This window comes from Gordonia sp. 852002-10350_SCH5691597 (assembly GCF_001665715.1).
GTDB lineage: Bacteria > Actinomycetota > Actinomycetes > Mycobacteriales > Mycobacteriaceae > Gordonia > Gordonia sputi.
In genome coordinates, this window is the sequence record NZ_LZMO01000185.1 from 20,328 (window position 1) to 38,042 (window position 17,715).

Genomic DNA, 17,715 nt, shown 5'->3' on the forward strand with positions numbered 1-17,715 from the left:
GTGACCTGCGGGGCCAGGTTCAGTGCATCACACCCGACGCATGACCGTCACGACCTTGCCGAGGATGGCGGCGTCGTCTCCGGGGATCGGATCGAAGAGCGGGTTGTGCGGCATCAGCCAGACGTGGCCGTCTTTGCGTTTGAAGGTCTTCACCGTCGCCTCGCCGTCGATCATCGCTGCGACGATGTCGCCGTTGTCGGCGACGTTCTGCTGACGTACGACGACCCAGTCGCCGTCGCAGATCGCGGCGTCGATCATCGATTCGCCGACGACGCGGAGCAGGAACAACGAGCCCTCACCGACGAGCTCACGCGGGAGCGGAAAGACGTCTTCGACCGCCTCCTCCGCGAGAATCGGACCGCCCGCCGCGATACGGCCGAGTACCGGAACGAACGTGGGCGTCGGGAGATCTCCGTTGATGGCATCGGAGTGCGGTGCGTCGGGAGCCTCGGAGACGTTGACCGCTCGCGGACGGTTGGCGTCCCGTTTCAGCAGGCCCTTGCGCTCGAGGGTGCGCAACTGGTGAGCGACCGATGAGGTGGAGGTGAGGCCGACGGCGTCGCCGATCTCTCGAATGCTCGGCGGATATCCACGCTCGCGTACCGACTTTCGGATCACATCGAGGACGTCACGCTGGCGACCGGTGAGTGTGGCCTCGGCGACGGCCGGATGGATCGGTGCCTCCTCGCCGCCTTCGCTCTTCTTTCCCTCGACGCTGCGACCGTTGCCCTTGGGCGACGACGGGCTGCGTCGTGACTTCTCTGTCATCGGTTCCGTCCTTCCTGATCTTGAAGCGGCTGCTGTTGTGAACTGGCTGCTGTTGTGAAGCGGGGTGGGTGCGTCTTTCTTCCATCGTCTGGCGCCGACAGTAGCGGAGGCCACGGACAACATCAAACATTTGTTCGACGTGTCGCAGGACTTTGTCGGACCCCTCTGGTAGAACTCGAACATCAGTTCATCGAACGCTTGATCGACCATTGGAGGTAGCGATGACCAGCCTGATGACAAACCCGGTGACCCGCTCGGTTCCCAGCACGTCGAGTGCATCCGTGGCAACACCGCCGACCGCCCGATCTGCACCCCCTCGACCTGAACAAACGCCTCGTTCCCGGGTTCACCGCGCCACGGTGGTCAGTGGACGCGCGCCGTCGAATGCCGTCCGTAGCGAAGAGCTGCGTGTGGCGGGACGTGTTCGAACAAGTGAGGTCCGACGGGCAGCCGGCGCAGACGTCTCGCCGCAGCGTCGACATCGGATCACGTTCGATCACGGCACCTCTACGCGTCCCGCAGGCACGCGATGCGCCGGTGGCGTCGGCGAGCTGGTGGCGGCCCGTCGACGACGGGCTGCGATATTGGCGGTGCTCGCGGGAATCGGTTTGGCACTGACCGTGTGGGTGGTCGGGACCATCGGTGCCGACTACCAGCGGGCGAGCATGCCGGCTTCGACCTCTACGCAGGTGGTCCATGTGCGTTCCGGCGAATCGCTGAGCTCGATCGCGGCGCGGGTCGCGCCCGATATGCCGCGTCAAACCGTGATCGACGAGATCATCGACCTCAACGATCTGCCGTCGAGCGGGCTGCGCGTTGGCCAACCGCTTGTCACACCCGCGTACCGCTAAGCGCTGGCGGTATTCTCGATGTCACAGGGTCCAGTCGGAAACCGACACGGTCACCGCTGCGGTCTCGCTTCCGCCGGTCGTCAGACGATCGGACCACGCCAGACCGACGGAGCCGCTGCGTCCCGAGATTCGCACGAGGACTACATGCGCTGCCCGTTTTGCAAGAACGAAGACACCAAGGTCGTCGATTCGCGTGTCGCCGATGAGGGGCAGGCAATCCGCCGACGTCGCGCGTGCAGCGAATGTGGGCGACGTTTCTCCACGGTCGAGAGTGCTGTTCTGGCAGTCGTGAAGCGAAACGGAGTGACCGAGCCGTTCAGCAGAGAAAAGGTGATGCGCGGGGTGCGCCGCGCATGCCAGGGACGTCACGTGAACGAAGACGATCTCGCACAGTTGGCTCAGCAGGTCGAAGACGCTGTCAGGTCGTCGGGTTCGGCTGAGATCCCCAGCAACGAGGTCGGTCTGGCCATTCTCGGCCCGCTGCGCGACCTCGACGAGGTGGCATATCTACGTTTCGCCTCGGTCTATCGCTCGTTCGATTCGCTCGAAGACTTTCAACGCGAGATCGACGACCTCCAGGGCAACCTCACCGGTTCCCACGAAGGCGCAGACGACCTCGACACCCCGCCCGCCGTCGACTCAGCGACGACTCCACCGCGTCCGGTGTCAACCGAGTCGGTCAAGAGCTCGTAGCGCGCGTTTCTCCGAAATGGGATAGGCGGTCCCGAGCTTCTGGGCGAAGAGGCTGACCCGAAGTTCCTCGACAATCCACTGCGCTTCCTCGCTGACGGCGTCTCGGCGCGATTCGGGGAGCTGTGTCAGGCGCTGGTTCCACCGCTCGGTGACTCTGTCGATGGCGGCCATTCCATCGCGGTCGCGAAGGGCCGCGGCAGGAAGTTGCTCGAGACGCTGCCGTGCGGCGGTCAGGTATCGCGGAACGTGCTGCAGGTGTTCGCGCGCCGTGGCCAGGACGAATCCGTCGAAGACCAGGTTGTTGAACTGTTCGGCGACGTCGTCGCATGCTGTTTGACCCGAATGGCGGTCGATCTCGGCACGTAGGGGAGCCACCTCGCGCAAGACCTCGACGGCGAGTGCGAAGTACTCCGGCGCCGCTGCCGATACGCGCGGTCGCAGTGTCGAGACGAGTTCGTCGAAGGCCGACGGCGTGCGGATCGAGCCCAGATCGACTGCTGCGGGCGCGATGTCGCGAATCGCCCTGCGGGTGCAGTCGGAATACAGCGCGTCGGGCGACGCGTAGGGACTCTGACTCATGGCCAGTCGATCGGCCGGGTCGAGCCCGGCGCTGATCTTGCGCGAGAGCGGCGCGATCGCATGGTCGAGCAGTTCTATGACGGCACCGTGCAGTTGCACACGTCGCTGTGCGTCCGACGTCGCGAGCGTCCGTGCCACCCCACGGTTGCGCTCTCCAGCGACGACCTCGAGTGATGGATAGCGTGTGATCTGTTGTCCGGCAACCGTATCGACGCTCGACTCGGCAAGTGTTCCGATTCCGTCGGCCGTCCACGTCGGGTACACCCGACGCGGCGTCGGCGCAGGCGCGTCACCCTCGATACGTCGGCGGAGGTCGGCGAGGGATTTGCCGGTGGCGACCGACTCCTCTCGCTCGTCGATCACGACGAAGTTCATCCGAAGGTAGGCGGGGAGTCGCTCGGGAGCGAAGTCGTCGGCCGCAATCGTCTGCCCGGTGATCGTCGACAGTTCACGCGCGAGGCCGGTGGTGAGTGGCTCTCGGCGTGGGGTGAGGCGAGACAGCGCGAGATCGGCGAATCGTCCGGCGGGGGCCATCGTTTTGCGGATGGTCTTGGGCAGTGTCTTGATCAACTCGGTGGCGAGTTCGCTACGCATTCCCGGGACCAGCCAGTCAAAACCAGCAGGACGTACGTGTCGCAACAGTGGACGCGGAATGAGCACGGACACACCGTCATCGGGCGCGCCGGGCTCGAACCGGTATCGCAGGCGGTAGCGGGTATCGCCCTGTTGCCACTCGCCGGGATAGTCGGCATCGGCGACGTGGACGTCGGCGGCGACGTCCTTCGGGGTGAGGTCGAGCAGCGCCTGGTCGGCTCGGCGCGCCTTCTTCCACCAGGTGTCGAAGTGGCGTGCCGAGGTGACCTCGGCGCCGATGCGATGGTCGTAGAAGTCGAACAGTTGGTCTTCGGTGATCACCACGTCGCGGCGTCGAGCGCGGTGTTCGACTTCGGCGGCGTCGGACAGGAGTGCCCGATTGCGTTCGAAGAACGGATGATTGGTCTTCCAGTCGCCTTCGACGAGCGCGTGCCGGATGAACATGTCACGCGCGGCTGCGGGGTCGATGGGGCCGTAGTCGACGCGGCGTCGGGCCACCAACGGGACGCCGTAGAGCGTCGCACGTTCGTATGCCATCGTGGCACCGCGCTTCGACGACCAGTGCGGCTCGCTGTATGTGCGTTTGACCAGGTCGCCTGCGAGTCGCTCGGCCCACAGCGGGTCGATTCCCGCGACGGTGTGCGCGAAAAGTCGTGACGTTTCCAGGATCTCGGCAGCCATCAGGAATGCGGGCGGCTTCTTGGAGAGTGACGAGCCGGGAAAGATCATCAGCGTCGTGTTGCGTGCGCCGGTGTACTCCCGACCCTCGGCGTTGCGGGCGGCGATGTTGCTCAGGAGCCCGGACAGTATCGCCTGGTGGATCGCATCGGTGTGGTGTGACTCCGCGGGCTCAGCAGAATTCTTCGACGTCCCAGATTCTTTCGTCGACCAGCCGAGATCGTCGACGATGCGCCGTAGCTGTCGGTGCAGATCCTGCCATTCGCGGATGCGGAGGTAGTGGAGGAACTCGCGCTCGCAGGTGCGGCGGAACTGGTTGCCGGACAGCTCCTGTCGCTTCTCCTGCAGGGAGCGCCACAGTGCGAGGTAGCCCATGAAGTCGGACCCTGGCACGACGAACCGTTTGTGCGCGGCGTCGGCAGCCTCGCGGTGATCGCCGGGCCGCTCACGAACGTCGGGAATCGACAGTGCGGCGGCGATGACCAGAACGTCGTCGAGACAACCGGATTCGTGCGCGGCGATCAGCATGCGCGCGACCCTCGGCTCGACCGGGATACGCGACATCGTGCGTCCGACAGGTGTCAACCGCGGCGTGGTGTCGGTCTTGTCGGTCGTCGTGATTGCGCCGAGCTCGGTGAGAACCCCGATGCCGTCGCGGATACCGCGTGCGTCGGGAGGTTGGACGAAGGGGAAGTCGGCGATGTCGCCGAGCCGCAGCGATGCCATCTGCAAGATGACCGACGCGAGGTCGGTGCGGAGAATCTCGGGGTCGGTGAAGGCGGGGCGGGCGTCGAAGTCGGCCTCGCTGTACAGGCGGATGCAGATGCCGGGGGCGACTCGTCCGCAGCGCCCGGCGCGCTGGCGGGCGCTCGCCTGCGAGATCGGTTCGACCGGGAGTCGATGGATCTTGGTGCGCGCCGAGTATCGCGAGATACGTGCGGTACCCGTGTCGATCACGTAGCGGATGCCAGGGACCGTCAGCGACGTCTCGGCGACGTTGGTGGACAACACGATTCGATTGCCGCGTGACGGTGTGAACACCTTCTGTTGTTCGGCGATCGACAATCGTGCGTACAGCGGAACCACTTCGGCGCCTGCCGCGACTCGTCGGGACAGCGAGTCCACCGCCTCACGGATGTCACGCTCGGTGGGCAGAAATACCAGGATGTCGCCACCGGCGTTGCTGCGTCCCCACAACTCGTCGATGGCGGCGTCAATGCCCTGGATCTGGTCGAGGTCAGCGTGCTCGCCGCCACCGCGTTCGTCACCCGTGTCGGGGCCGTCGGAGGAGACGAGGGGGCGGTAGCGGACGTCGACGGGATACGCCCGCCCCGACACCTCGAGGACGGGTACCTCGGCGTCGGGCGTGGTGAAATGCCGCGCGAACCTGTCGGGTTCGATCGTCGCCGACGTGATGATGAGCTTGAGGTCGGGGCGACGGGGGAGCAGTCGGTGCAGGTACCCGAGGATGAAATCGATGTTCAGGCTTCGTTCATGCGCCTCGTCGATGATCAGCGTGTCGTAGGCGCGCAGCATCGGATCGGTGGCGATCTCGCGCAGGAGGATGCCGTCGGTCATCACCTTGACGAGGGTGTCGGCGCCGGAGCGGTCGGAGAACCTCACCGAGTACCCCACGGCATCGCCGATCTCGGTGTTCGTCTCGTCGGCGATACGCCGTGCCACCGAACTCGCGGCGATACGCCTCGGCTGGGTGTGACCGATGGCGCCGCGCACGCCTCGGCCGAGTTCCAGGCAGATCTTGGGAAGCTGGGTGGTCTTGCCCGATCCGGTTTCGCCCGCGATCACCACGACCTGGTGAGCGGCGATCGCGGCAGCGATTTCGTCGCGGGCCTCCGAGACCGGCAGCTCCGGTGGGAACTCGAGCACCGGAACGGATGCTCGACGACGCTCGATGCGTCGTAAGGCGGCGTCGATGTCGCGCGAGAGTGCCGCCACCGCATCGGCGTTCGGCGACGCACCGAGCTTGTCGACGCGGCGTCGGAGGCGGTGTTGGTCGACGATCGGCAGGTCGGTGAGTCGACGTCGAAGCGAGCGTTGATCCGTCGAAGAAGGCTGCGTCGCCGCGGCGGTGGAGTCGCCGGGCTGTGATTCGGGGGAGACGGACATGATCGTTCAAGGATATGTGTCGATACATGGCGCGACGCAGTCCGACCTCTCACCAGTGAACGGACTGACGACCCTGAGTGCTCTGACCGTGATGCCGCCGGGCATCATTGAGCACATGTCAGGTTCACTGTGGCACGGATTCGCCGATATGGGGTCGGTCAGCGCAAGCGGCCCATTTGTGATCACGCGGGGTGAGGGCACCCGCGTGTGGGACCGTGATGGCAACGAGTATCTCGACGCCACCGCTGGTCTGTGGTTCACCAACATCGGTCACGGACGCACCGAGGTCGCGCAGGCGGTGGCAGATCAGCTCTCCACTCTCGCGCACTATTCGGGATTCGGAGATCTCACCGCAGACGTCACCGACGCGCTTGCCGACCGGCTTGCGACCATCGCGCCGGTTCCCGGGAGCAAGATCTTCTTCACCTCGGGCGGAAGCGACTCGATCGAGACCGCGGCGAAACTCGCACGGCGCTACTGGGTGGAGATCGGCAAGCCGGAGAAGACGATCATCGTCGGCCGGACCAAGGCCTACCACGGCATGCATGTCGCGGGCACCTCGCTCGCGGGCATCCCCGGTAACCACGACGGCTACGGCACCCTGATGCCCGACGCGCAAACCGTCGAGTGGGACGACGCCAAGAGCCTGCTGGGTCTGATCGAACGCGTCGGCGCCGACAAGGTCGCCGCGTTCTTCTGCGAGCCGATCATCGGTGCAGGCGGCATCTACCTTCCGCCCGAGGGGTATCTGGCCGAGGTCCGACAGATCTGCCGCGACAATGACGTGCTGTTCGTCGCCGACGAAGTGGTGACCGGCTTCGGCCGTATCGGAGGCGAGAGCTGGTTCGCTTCAACACGCTTCGACCTCCAACCCGACATGATGACCACAGCCAAGGGTCTGACGTCGGGGTACGTTCCGATGGGCGCGGTGTTCATCGCGCCGCGTGTCGCCGAACCGTTCTACGCCGGTGGTGTCTGGTGGCGTCACGGCTACACCTACGGCGGACACGCGGGAGCCGCGGCAGCTGCGATGGCCAACCTCGACATCATCGAGCGGGAGGGCCTCCTGGCCGAGGCGTCGAGGCTCGAGGGCGACCTGGCAGACAAACTCGCCCCGCTCGCCGACCTCGCCGCGGTGTCCGAGGTGCGCACCGGACTCGGTGCGGTGACGGCCGTCCAACTCGCCGACCCGGCGCAGGCGCCCGCAGCGGTCGGTGCCCTGCGTAAGCACGGCGTGAGCACTCGCGCCGCGGGCCAGGGCGCGCTGCAGGTGTCGCCGTCGTTCGTCATGCAAACCTCCGAGGTGGCCGAACTCGCTGACCGCATCGGCGCCGCGTTGGGCTGAGCGGCTTCGCCACCCCGGAAGTAGTCATCCCTGCGTCGTCGGCAAGACCTCGACAGACGCGGCGTTGACCGCCGCCGGTAACGACACCGACCACGCCACGGCCTCTGCGATCGCGGCCGCGGATATCGGAGGAGTGTGCACCGCGAAGTCGGCGAGGGACTCCTTCGAGCCCGGATAACTCATGTCGTGGCCTAGGTCTGATTCCGTCATACCCGGTTCGACGGCCCGCACCCGGATTCCGTCGGGTCCGAGCTCGGCTCGGAGGATGCGCGAGAGGTGGCTGACCGCGGCCTTCGTCGCCATGTAGACCGCGTAGGTCGGCAAGACCAGGTGCGCGCCGATCGAACTGATCAGGACCAGGTCGGCGGGCCGTCCGTCGACCGCTGCCGTTCGCAGTCCCGGGACGGCTGCACGTGCGGTGTCAAGCACACCCATCACGTTGACGTCGAGCATGCGACGCCACTCGGTGCGGTCGGCGTGGGCGAAAGGGGCAGCGAGCATCGCACCGGCGTTGGCGACGACGAGATCCGGTGTACCGAGGTTCGCGGTCACCTCGTCGAAAGCCGCTTCGATCGCTGCCGGATCACTCACGTCTGTCCTGACGGCCAGTCCGTCGATCTGCTCGGCGACCGGTGCGATCCTGTCGATTCGGCGGCCCAGGAGCGCGACACGGGCCCCGCGGGCCGCGAGCGTGCGGGCAGTCGCGGCGCCGATGCCCGTTCCGCCGCCGGTCACCACCGCGATGCGGCCCTCGAGGGTGGTGGTTGAAAATGCAGTGCTCTCGTGTTGTGTCATGTTCCGAGCGTCGACCGTGGACGACGACCCGACCAGGCCGCGTGGTGAGGGGTCCTCGCACTACCTGGCTGATCGTCGGTGCCCGCCTAGACTTTTTTCATGACCGCTCTCGGTGAGTTCCTCCGCGCCCGGCGCGAACGGGTCAACCCGACGTCGCTCGGTCTGCGCACCGTCGGACCACGTCGCACGCCGGGACTTCGGCGCGAAGAGGTCGCGAGTCTCGCCGGCATCAGCGTCGAATACCTCGTGCGGCTCGAGCGCGGACGTGACAGGAATCCGTCCGCAGCAGTCGTGGCCTCGCTCGCCGATGTCCTCGGGCTCGACGACTCAGAGCGCGATCACCTCGCCGCGCTCGCCGACGTACGCATCGATGTCGACTTCGCCGATCACGACGTGGTCGAACCGATTCGAGTACTGATGGGGCAGTGGCAGCAGCCGGCGATCGTGATGAATCGGTTCATGGACCTGCTCGCCATCAACGACGCCGGTGTCGTGCTCCACGGTGCCCTCGGGCTCGAGGTCGGCGACAACATGCTGCGCAAGCTGTTCCTCGATCCCCAGGCGCGACCGATCTACCTCGACTTCGAGGATGTTGCCGCCGAGACCGTCGCCAATCTGCGCTCGCTGACCGGCGCGGATATCGACCACCCCCACCTCCGCGACCTCGTCGGCGAACTCTCACTGCACAGCCCGCTGTTCGCGGAGATCTGGGCGCGTAACGACGTGCAGGTCAAGTCGAGTGGGTCGAAGCGGATGCATTTTGCCGACGTCGGCGTCGTCGAGCTGCATTGGGACACACTCGAAGTGGCCGGTGCGCGAGGGCAGCGCGTCGTCGTGTACCAGCCGGTCGAAGGCACCGGCAGTGCCGAGAAGCTCGCACGCCTCGATGCCGCCACCGCTCCTACGTTCAGGACCGTCGGACGCTGACCGAACACCAGAATGCCCCGGCCTCTGACGAGACCGGGGCATTCGTGTCCGTTGGTGATCAGGCGTTGGCCAGCACCTCGGTGGTGGCGATGGCCTGCGCGACACCGGAAACGGTCGCGGCGACCTTGACGGCCTCCCAGACCTGTTCCTTGGTGAGGCCGGCGTCACGGACGACCTTCGCGTGTGCGGCGGTGCAGTCGTGACAACCGTTGATGGTCGACACGGCCAGGCTCCACAGCTCGAAATCGGTCTTGTCGACGCCGGGGTTGCCGATGATGTTCATCCGCAGACCCAAGCGCACCTGCCCGTAGTCGTCGCCGAGAAAACTCTTGGCGCGGTACGCGACATTGTTCATGCCCATGATCGACGCCGCGCCAAGCGCCGCGTTGTAGGCGTCGGCCGACAGGTTGTCCGCCGCTTCCTCGGACACCTCGGCCAGCACCTTCGCGTTGCGCGATGCCGCGGCCGACGCGAGGAAGGTGCCCCAGAGCTGCTGCTCGGAGAGCTCGGTCGAGCGAGCCAGCGAACCCAGGTTCAGCTTGAGGTCCTTGGCGTACTCGGGGAGAGCTTCTTTGAGATTGTCGATGCTCATACGAATTCCTCTCAGACGCTTGCGGTGAGGAGCTCGCCGGCGTCGATGGTCGGGTCGCCCTTCTTCCAATTGCAGGCGCACAGCTCGTCGGACTGAAGTGCGTCGAGAACGCGGAGCACCTCGTCGACGTTGCGACCGACGGAGCCTGCGGTCACCGAGACGAACTGGATCTCGTTGTTGGGATCGACGATGAACGTCGCGCGATCGGCAACACCATCGGCGTTGAGAACGCCTGCTGCAGTTGCCAGCTCACGCTTGAGGTCACTCAGCATCGGGAAGGGGAGGGTCTTGAGATCCTCATGCTGTGCACGCCACTGGAAGTGGACGAACTCGTTGTCGACGGACGCGCCGAGAACCTGGGCGTCGCGATCGGCGAACTCGTCGTTCAGCTTTCCGAAGGCGGCGATCTCGGTCGGGCACACGAACGTGAAGTCCTTGGGCCAGAAGAAGACAATGCGCCACTTGCCGGGGTGATCGTCGCTCGACACCTGGGTGAAGTAGTCATCGGGCTGCTGGGCGTCCACCTTGCTCAGGTCGCCTCCGATGACTGCCGTCAGGTTGTAGGCGGGGAATTGATCTCCGATGGTCAGAAGAGCCATGTGTCTTTTGCTCCTTCGTGTCGATGGCGTTCGTGGGTGGCGCGCGAACTCACGTATCTGCAGTTGCTCCTCAATTCTGCCCAAAGACCACCGAAAACGAAACGTGATGATTAGCACTAGACTGATAGGCATGAGTGATAGAAGTTATCAGCCGTCGGTCGCCGGTCTGCGGGCATTCGTCGCGCTGGCACGAAAGCGTCATTTCGGCTCGGCGGCAACGGAACTCGGTGTCAGTCAGCCATCGCTGTCGCAGGCGCTCGCCGGACTGGAGGCCGGGCTGGGTAGGCAACTCATCGAACGTACAACCCGGCGTGTCTTCTTGACTCCGGAAGGCGAGGCACTCCTACCCAAAGCGATCGCGGTGACCGATGCCGTCGACGAATTCCTCTCCGCGGCCGCGGGTTCCGACGATCCGCTTGCCGGTACTCTGCGACTCGGCCTGATCCCGACGGTCGCGCCGTACGTTCTGCCGACCGTGCTGCGCGGGCTTGCGGCCGAATTGCCCTCTCTCGCTTTGCGGGTCGTCGAGGACCAGACGGCACGACTGGTGGCGCAGTTACGTGAGGGGTCACTCGACGCCGCATGTCTCGCGCTACCCGCCGACGTACCCGGCCTTGCCGAGATACCGATGTACGCCGAGGATTTCGTGCTGGCGCTGCCGTCCGATCATCCGCTGGCCGGACGCAAGCGCGTCGACCCGAGTTCGCTCGCCGACCTTCCGCTCCTGCTGCTCGATGAGGGTCACTGCCTGCGCGACCAGGCGCTCGAGGTGTGCCGACTCGCGGGCGTGCGCGCCGACATCGGGCACACCAGAGCGGCGTCGTTGGCGACTGCGGTGCAGTGCGTCGAAGGTGGTCTGGGCGTCACGCTGATCCCGGGTACCGCTGTTGCCGCCGAAACGGCGGGTGGCGACCTCGCGACCGCGACATTCACGACGCCGCGGCCCGGGCGTCGAATCGGGCTGGTCTATCGCGAATCGTCGGGTAGGGGTGAGTCGTATCGGCGCCTGGCGGCCATCATCGCTGGACTTGTCGAACAGACGGGCGCGGTGCGCGTGGAGAAAGCGGTCGCCGTGTGAGAGTGATTCGGCCGGTGCCTCAGTGTTCCTCGGCGAGCGCGTCGGCGGCGGCGGTGCGGGCCAATTCTTCCCACTCGTCGAGGAGGCTGGAGTCGACGTCGCGGACCATGTCGCCGACGCGTTCGGTGAGTTCGACGATCTCGTCGGTCAGCACGGTCGTCGGAACACCCTGGCGCAACACGCGATAACAGTCGGATAGGTACCGCAGTACCACTCCTTCGCAGCGAGCGAGACCGTAGGCAGAAATCAGTTCGGTGAACGTCATCGCTCGCTCGAGCATGAGTCGGAGAACCGACTTCGGCGACGGCGGAAACCCGGCAATCCACGGGTGGGTCCGTCGGTAGACACCAAAGGCGTAGTCGATCTCCTCCGCGAGCGGTTGCGGCCAGGTGATCTCCTCGAGACGCGCCATGCGCTCCTCGTACTCGACGCCGTCGGCTTTCATCTCGGCGATCGCTGCGTCACGCGCTTCTTTGCGCTGCGCCATCAGCACCGGACGGGGATCGTCGAGAGTGGATTCGAGAATCGAGACGACGTCGAGCGCATAGGTCGACGAATCCGGATCGAGTAGCTCGAATGCGGCGAGCGCGAACGCTGACAGCGGGTTGGTGAGTGCGAAGTTCTCGGGCATGTCGACGCTCAGCGCGACGTATCGGCCCTCGTCGTCGGGTTCGGGTAGTTGCACGACGATGCCCGCGTCGCGCAGGTCACGGTAGAGACGAATGGTGTGGCGGATCTGTCCCAGTTGTCGATTGCGGGGAAGATGGTTGTCCTCCAACAGATGTCGCGTCGCCGCGAAGCAATCTCCCGGCCTGCCGAGGACTTCGAGCAACATCGCGGTCGTCATGCGGAAGTGCGAGCGCAACGGCTCGTCCGGTGCGTCGACGAGTTGCAGGAACGTCTTCTCGCCCCAGGAGACGAAACCCTCGGGTGGCTTCTTGCGCACCAGCTTTCGCAGTTTCTTCGGGTCGTCGCCCGCCTTGGCGACTGCGCGGGCGTTCTCGACGTCGTGCTCGGGTGCCTGCGCGACGACGTAGCCGACGGTGTCGAAGCCTGCTCGCCCTGCGCGGCCGGCGATCTGGTGGAACTCGCGTGCGCGCAGACGACGTACACGCGTGCCGTCGTATTTGCTCAGACCTGCGAACAGGACGGTACGGATGGGCACGTTGATACCGACCCCGAGGGTGTCGGTACCCGCGATGACCTTGAGGAGTCCTTGCTGTGCAAGGCGTTCGACGAGACGTCGGTAGCGCGGCAGCATGCCCGCGTGGTGCACGCCGATGCCCGCGCGGAGCAGCTTCGACAGGGTGGAGCCGAATCCGGTGGAGAAGCGGAAGTCGCCGATGGCCTCGGCGATCTGAGTCTTCTCCTCCTTGGTGGTGATTCGTGCCGACAGGAGCGCTTGCGCGCGCTCGACGGCCGCTGCCTGGGTGAAATGCACGACGTAGATCGGTGCCCGACCCGCGTCGATGAGTCCCTCGATCGTCTCGTGGATGGGTGTCATCGCATACGTGTATTCGAGGGGAACCGGTCGATGGGTTCCGGTGACCGCGGTGGTGGTGCGGCCGGTGCGTCGCGACAGATCGTCGACGAAGAAGCTGATGTCGCCGAGCGTCGCCGACATCAGGAGGAACTGCGTATGTGGAAGCTCGATCAGCGGGACTTCCCACGCCCAGCCGCGATCGGACTCGCCGTAGAAGTGGAACTCGTCGGAGACGAGGACGCCGATATCGCTGTTCGGACCGTCGCGAAGTGCGAGGTTCGCGACGATCTCGGCGGTCGCGCAGATGATCGGAGCATTGGAGTTGACCGAGGCATCGCCGGTCATCAGGCCGACCTGGTCGGCCCCGAACTGAGCGCACAGATCGAAGAACTTCTCGCTGACCAATGCCTTGATCGGCGCGGTGTAGAACGCGCGCTGGCCCCGACATCGGGCGAAGTAGATGGCGCCGGACGCCACGAGTGACTTCCCCGACCCGGTCGGTGTGGCCAGGATGACGTTGTTACCCGAGATCAACTCGAGCAGCGACTCCTCCTGGTGCGGGTACAGGTCGATGCCGCGGTCGGCCCACCATCGGGTGAACGTGTCGAATGCGATGTCGTCGTCGGCGACGGGGGTCAGCGTCGTTGCTGACCCGGAAACGGACTCGTCGATCAGTTCGGCGATGACGAACCGCCGTTGCCATCCCCATCGTGGAGGTCTCCGGTGCCGTCCGGATCGACGTCGCCACGCGATTGCTCCGCCAGGAACCGCTCGAGTTCAGCGCCGAGCTCGTCGCCGCTGGGCAGCGGTTCGTCGGCGGCGAGCAGAGATGCGCGCTGCGTCTGTGCCTCGGTGAAGCTGTCGTACTGCGCCTCGAGCGCCGCGACGACGGATTCGATCTCACCGTTGCCCGACACCTCGGCGTCGACCTGCTCGCGGACCGCAGCTGCTGCGGATTCGAGTGCGCCGGTGGGCAATTCGAGTCCGGTCAGTCCCGAAACCGCCTCGAGCAGACGCGCTGACGCTGCCGGGTAATCGGTCTGGGAGAGGTAGTGCGGCACGTGTACCGACAGTCCCGAGGTACGTCGTCCGCCCTGGCCCAGGCGCAGCTCAAGGAGCATCGACGCACTCGCGGGGAGCTTCATCTGCGAACCCCACGTGGGCAGATCGCCCAACGATTCGGGCTCGTTGCCGTGTGCGGTCAACGACGACGGGCGGGTGTGCGGAACGGCCATCGGGATGGCGTTGAGACCGATCACGTCGGTCACCCGGAAGTGGTCGGCGAGGCGTCGAATGGCCTCGGTGAACTGTTCCCACCGCAGGTCCGGCTCTGAGCCGGAGAGCAGCAGGAACGGCTTACCTGCGTTGTCGCGGATCGCGTGCAGCGTCAGGGTTGGCATCTCCACGTCGGTGAAGGTCTCGCCGCTGAAGGTGATCGTCGGTCGGCGCGAGCGATAGTCCATCAGCTCGTCGTTGTCGAAGGTCGCGACCACCTCGGACTCGAGCGAGTCGCGAAGGTTCTGCGCGGCGAGCGCCACGGCATGTCCCGCATCGGCGAAGCCGTCGAGTGCGTGAATGAGTACGGGGCCCGTCCCCGTGGCGTCGGAGACCTGGGGAGCGGGGAAGGCGAGCTCGAAGAGCTGACGGCCCTCGTCCGGATTGGAATCCATGTCGTCCCTCCTCTTGAAGATCGGCACGTGCCTGTCCTACCTGTTCGTCGAATTGTCCCGCATCCACACCGCTCGTGACCAATCGGTGTCGCTGAAGAATGTGCGCGGGACAGATCTGTGTTGTTCTCACAGTGGTTCTGTGTTGTTCCAACAACTGGGTTCTGTGCTGTTCCAACAACTGCGCCGGGCTCCCGATTCCCCGAGGTGATCTGGAGACGGTCGGAGTGTCGTGACCGGTGCCTTGGCCGTGCGGTGGCACAGTCGGAAGTCGTGGGTGCACGCAGCGTCGGTCTGGTGATGGGGTTGGCCGCGGCTTTTCTCGTGGCGTCGTGTTCGATCGCAGGCGATCCGACGGAGAACACCTCCGACCTCTCCTCGCGGTCGGTGACCGCTGCCGATTTCCCTGTGTCGGGTGCGACCCGCGTTCCGCAGAACTCGGTCGCATATGCCATCGGTGACCTCATCGGCCGACCCGCGAACTCGCCCTACGATCCGCCTGCCTGCCAGCCCGCCGCGGTCGGCTCCGATGGCGCGGTTGTTTACCTGGGGATCGTCGAAGCCGACCGTGCGTCCTTCACCTCCGCCGTCGTCGGAGTCGATGACACGTTGAGCACGGTGGTCGACCAGGCGCGAGCGTGTCCCCGAGCGACCACCGGAAACGCCACGACGGCGATGAGCACGGTGCAGACAAAGGTGTCCGACGCTCCCGCACACCCGGCAGGTGTCGACACCGCGGCCGTCCTGCGGACGGTCGAGACCGGCGGCGACCAGGCGCCGCTCCTGACGCGCACGATGACCTATATCGGACAGCGGGGCACAGTGCGCGTGTACTGCCAGTACCGATGGCCGTCAGCGGGTGACATCAGCACCGAGGCCAGTGGTCAGCTCGATGCCCTCTTCGAGAGGGCGCTACGAGCGGCATTCGGTTCGTGAATCTGTGCATCCGTCCGAGGATGTGCACAAGGTGGGGCATCTGGGCAGTTGGCGGGTTCTGTCGTCCGCAGATGAACCCAAGATGTTCGACATGTCACTTCGAAAAGAATCGCCCCGCGGGCCAATCCGGACCGTCTCGGCGCTGCTCACCGCTATCCCTGGCTTCTTCGGCTTCATCCCGGAGCGCTCACTTGTGCTCCTGGCGCTCGCACCGGACGCGCGCACGGTCCAGGCGTCCGTACGGCTCGATCTCGACCTTGGCGCCGACGACACCCCTGCGCGGCCGATGCTCAACGAAGTCGACAATCTGGCGCGAATACTGCGGGGCTACGGCAGTGCCGACCTCATCGCCGTGATCGGTGACGATCGCTTCGACCTCGATTCCCGGACCTACACGGAGATTCTGTCGATAGTGGATCGGCGGATGCGGCTGTGCGGCGGTATCGGTCGCGGCTACGTGTGTAATCGCTTCGCCGAGGGCGAGCACTGGATGCAGATCTGGGAGCACAGCACTGCACTCACGTCACGGTCGTCGCTGCAACGCGGGGTGCTCACGGATCCGCGGACCTCGCCGACCGCTGTGTCCGATGCAGTTCATTCGGGGCGGTTGCTCCTGGCAAGCCGCGCTGAGATCGCATCGATGCTGGCCCCGGCGCCTCATTGCGACGACGGCTCCTGCCACGCCGGGGCTGACGCAGGCAGCGTCGACGACGAGCCACCGCACGAACTCATGGCAGCGATCTACGAGGCGGTCGTGATGGAGTCCGACCGCTTCTCGTGCGAGAGGGTTGCCGAACTCGAACGTGCGATCTGCGACGTTCGGGTTCGCGATGCTGCGCTGGGATTCGCGGTCACCGATCTTCGTGCAGGCGCCGAGGTGTTGTGGCGTGAACTGACCCGACGGTTGACGGGTACCGGACGAGCCAGTGCCGCGACGCTCCTCGCGCATCTGCACTACATCGCAGGTGAGGGGAGCTTTGCGGGCGTGGCGCTCGACGTCGCGCGCGAGGCCGACCGCACATGGAAACTCGCGCAGCTCCTCGACCACTCGCTACGTAACGGGCTACGCCCGGACAACCTCTGGCACCTCATCGGTGACTCGTACGACGCGGCAGCGCAACTCGGTGTGACGCTCCCCGGCGCCACACTGCGTGATGCGAGTTGACGAGTGGCGTCGGATAACGGTGTCGGTCAGACCTTTTCGACGAAGAGCGAGTGGGCCATCTCGGGAGACAGAGTCAGTCCGGCGTGACCGGGCGTGCTGATCTCCACCTTCTGCGGGGTGCAGGTCACTGTCACGCGTGCGTTCGGGACGACGCCCGCGTCGCGCAGCGCAGCGATCAGCTCGGTATCGGACTGGGCGTGCTCGGAGAGTCGACGGACGATCACCGCGACCGCCTCGCCCTGCGGGAGATCGGACAGGCGAGCGGCCTCGCCTGTGGACGTCGTCGTCTCGACGCCGAGTTCTGCCAGGCCGGGAATCGGATTGCCGTATGGCGAGGTCGTCGGGTTGTCGAGCACGGTGAGGAGCCGGCGCTCCACGTTCTCGCTCATGACATGCTCCCAGCGGCACGCTTCCTCGTGGACCTGGTCCCAGGGCATGCCGATGACATCGACGAGCAGCCGCTCGGCGAGACGGTGCTTGCGCATCACGGCGACCGCGAGGGCACGACCCTTGTCGGTCAGTTCGAGGTGCCTGTCGCCCGCGACGCGCAACAATCCGTCGCGTTCCATACGCGCGACCGTCTGAGACACGGTTGGTCCGCTCTGCTCGAGTCGTTCGGCGATGCGTGCGCGCAGTGGGACGATTCCCTCTTCTTCGAGGTCGTAGATCGTCCGGAGGTACATCTCGGTGGTGTCAACCAGATCGTTCACTTGAGCCAGTCCCTTCCGTCTTTACAAGAGTACCTTGACCTGCTTCCGAGACTGCCTCGTCACATGCCGAACGCGTCCGGCCCGCGCGGTGAGGCACTAGCCTTGGTTGTGTGCGTAGTGCGTGGAGA

At 65.6% G+C, this 17,715-nt stretch carries 15 protein-coding genes; 7 read left to right on the plus strand and 8 right to left on the minus strand.

The genetic code is table 11. The annotated features are described in order from the left end of the window. Positions 1 to 27: 27 nt before the first annotated feature. Positions 28 to 768, minus strand: coding sequence for a transcriptional repressor LexA (lexA, locus tag A5777_RS13050; protein WP_064862998.1), 741 nt, complete (start codon positions 766 to 768; stop codon positions 28 to 30). 410 nt (positions 769 to 1,178) lie between these two features. Between lexA and A5777_RS13055 the strand changes: the two genes are divergently transcribed. Together A5777_RS13055 and nrdR are read left to right on the plus strand one after the other, a co-directional pair. Continuing rightward, positions 1,179 to 1,619, plus strand: coding sequence for a LysM peptidoglycan-binding domain-containing protein (locus tag A5777_RS13055; protein WP_231895053.1), 441 nt, complete (start codon positions 1,179 to 1,181; stop codon positions 1,617 to 1,619). 144 nt (positions 1,620 to 1,763) lie between these two features. Beyond that, positions 1,764 to 2,312 (plus strand): transcriptional regulator NrdR, encoded by a 549-nt coding sequence (gene nrdR / locus A5777_RS13060; RefSeq protein ID WP_082933662.1) that lies wholly within the window; start codon positions 1,764 to 1,766, stop codon positions 2,310 to 2,312. On the opposite strand, the gene hrpA is transcribed toward nrdR, so the two are convergent. Then, a complete protein-coding gene (hrpA, locus tag A5777_RS13065; RefSeq protein ID WP_064862958.1) occupies positions 2,286 to 6,290 on the minus strand; it encodes an ATP-dependent RNA helicase HrpA in 4,005 nt (1,334 codons plus the stop codon). The genes nrdR and hrpA overlap by 27 nt on opposite strands. Positions 6,291 to 6,405: 115 nt before the next feature. Here hrpA and A5777_RS13070 point away from each other — a divergent pair, with 115 nt between their 5' ends. Then, on the plus strand, positions 6,406 to 7,635 hold the full coding sequence (locus tag A5777_RS13070; protein ID WP_064863000.1) for an aminotransferase family protein: 1,230 nt from the start codon (positions 6,406 to 6,408) through the stop codon (positions 7,633 to 7,635). A 24-nt stretch (positions 7,636 to 7,659) separates the two neighbouring features. Here the strand turns inward: A5777_RS13070 and A5777_RS13075 are convergent, their stop codons facing one another. After that, positions 7,660 to 8,430 carry an SDR family oxidoreductase gene (locus tag A5777_RS13075; RefSeq protein WP_064862959.1) on the minus strand — a complete coding sequence of 257 codons (771 nt, stop codon included), beginning with the start codon at positions 8,428 to 8,430 and terminating at the stop codon, positions 7,660 to 7,662. 99 nt (positions 8,431 to 8,529) lie between these two features. On the opposite strand from A5777_RS13075, the gene A5777_RS13080 reads away from it, so the two are divergent. After that, on the plus strand, positions 8,530 to 9,357 hold the full coding sequence (locus A5777_RS13080) for a helix-turn-helix transcriptional regulator (protein ID WP_064862960.1): 828 nt from the start codon (positions 8,530 to 8,532) through the stop codon (positions 9,355 to 9,357). A gap of 58 nt (positions 9,358 to 9,415) precedes the next feature. Here the strand turns inward: A5777_RS13080 and A5777_RS13085 are convergent, their stop codons facing one another. Both A5777_RS13085 and A5777_RS13090 read right to left on the minus strand, forming a co-directional pair. After that, positions 9,416 to 9,949, minus strand: coding sequence for a carboxymuconolactone decarboxylase family protein (locus tag A5777_RS13085; protein WP_064862961.1), 534 nt, complete (start codon positions 9,947 to 9,949; stop codon positions 9,416 to 9,418). Positions 9,950 to 9,960: 11 nt separating this feature from the next. Continuing rightward, complete coding sequence (locus A5777_RS13090; protein ID WP_064862962.1) at positions 9,961 to 10,548, minus strand: peroxiredoxin; 588 nt, start codon at positions 10,546 to 10,548, stop codon at positions 9,961 to 9,963. Between the two features lie 106 nt (positions 10,549 to 10,654). Between A5777_RS13090 and A5777_RS13095 the strand changes: the two genes are divergently transcribed. Next, positions 10,655 to 11,626, plus strand: coding sequence for a hydrogen peroxide-inducible genes activator (locus A5777_RS13095; protein ID WP_197502376.1), 972 nt, complete (start codon positions 10,655 to 10,657; stop codon positions 11,624 to 11,626). Positions 11,627 to 11,645: 19 nt separating this feature from the next. On the opposite strand, the gene A5777_RS13100 is transcribed toward A5777_RS13095, so the two are convergent. Beyond that, positions 11,646 to 13,784 carry a DEAD/DEAH box helicase gene (locus A5777_RS13100; RefSeq protein ID WP_064862964.1) on the minus strand — a complete coding sequence of 713 codons (2,139 nt, stop codon included), beginning with the start codon at positions 13,782 to 13,784 and terminating at the stop codon, positions 11,646 to 11,648. Continuing rightward, the gene (locus A5777_RS13105) at positions 13,781 to 14,779 is read right to left on the minus strand and encodes a PAC2 family protein (protein WP_064863001.1); all 999 of its coding nucleotides are present in this window, start codon (positions 14,777 to 14,779) and stop codon (positions 13,781 to 13,783) included. The genes A5777_RS13100 and A5777_RS13105 overlap by 4 nt, the downstream gene beginning before the upstream one ends. A gap of 270 nt (positions 14,780 to 15,049) precedes the next feature. Here A5777_RS13105 and A5777_RS13110 point away from each other — a divergent pair, with 270 nt between their 5' ends. Further along, on the plus strand, positions 15,050 to 15,712 hold the full coding sequence (locus A5777_RS13110; RefSeq protein WP_197502377.1) for a hypothetical protein: 663 nt from the start codon (positions 15,050 to 15,052) through the stop codon (positions 15,710 to 15,712). A 91-nt stretch (positions 15,713 to 15,803) separates the two neighbouring features. Next, positions 15,804 to 16,877 carry a DUF4192 domain-containing protein gene (locus A5777_RS13115; protein WP_231895054.1) on the plus strand — a complete coding sequence of 358 codons (1,074 nt, stop codon included), beginning with the start codon at positions 15,804 to 15,806 and terminating at the stop codon, positions 16,875 to 16,877. Positions 16,878 to 16,903: 26 nt separating this feature from the next. Here A5777_RS13115 and A5777_RS13120 read toward each other — a convergent pair whose 3' ends face one another. After that, a complete protein-coding gene (locus A5777_RS13120) occupies positions 16,904 to 17,587 on the minus strand; it encodes a metal-dependent transcriptional regulator (protein ID WP_064862966.1) in 684 nt (227 codons plus the stop codon). Between the last annotated feature and the right edge of the window lie 128 nt (positions 17,588 to 17,715).

Bases quoted from the DNA above. Each gene is read 5' to 3' on its own strand.
- lexA (WP_064862998.1), bottom strand. From the start codon at position 768: ATGACAGAGAAGTCACGACGCAGCCCGTCGTCGCCCAAGGGCAACGGT.
- nrdR (WP_082933662.1), top strand. From the start codon at position 1,764: ATGCGCTGCCCGTTTTGCAAGAACGAAGACACCAAGGTCGTCGATTCG.
- hrpA (WP_064862958.1), bottom strand. From the start codon at position 6,290: ATGTCCGTCTCCCCCGAATCACAGCCCGGCGACTCCACCGCCGCGGCG.
- A5777_RS13070 (WP_064863000.1), top strand. From the start codon at position 6,406: ATGTCAGGTTCACTGTGGCACGGATTCGCCGATATGGGGTCGGTCAGC.
- A5777_RS13075 (WP_064862959.1), bottom strand. From the start codon at position 8,430: ATGACACAACACGAGAGCACTGCATTTTCAACCACCACCCTCGAGGGC.
- A5777_RS13080 (WP_064862960.1), top strand. From the start codon at position 8,530: ATGACCGCTCTCGGTGAGTTCCTCCGCGCCCGGCGCGAACGGGTCAAC.
- A5777_RS13085 (WP_064862961.1), bottom strand. From the start codon at position 9,949: ATGAGCATCGACAATCTCAAAGAAGCTCTCCCCGAGTACGCCAAGGAC.
- A5777_RS13090 (WP_064862962.1), bottom strand. From the start codon at position 10,548: ATGGCTCTTCTGACCATCGGAGATCAATTCCCCGCCTACAACCTGACG.
- A5777_RS13095 (WP_197502376.1), top strand. From the start codon at position 10,655: ATGATTAGCACTAGACTGATAGGCATGAGTGATAGAAGTTATCAGCCG.
- A5777_RS13105 (WP_064863001.1), bottom strand. From the start codon at position 14,779: ATGGATTCCAATCCGGACGAGGGCCGTCAGCTCTTCGAGCTCGCCTTC.
- A5777_RS13115 (WP_231895054.1), top strand. From the start codon at position 15,804: ATGTCACTTCGAAAAGAATCGCCCCGCGGGCCAATCCGGACCGTCTCG.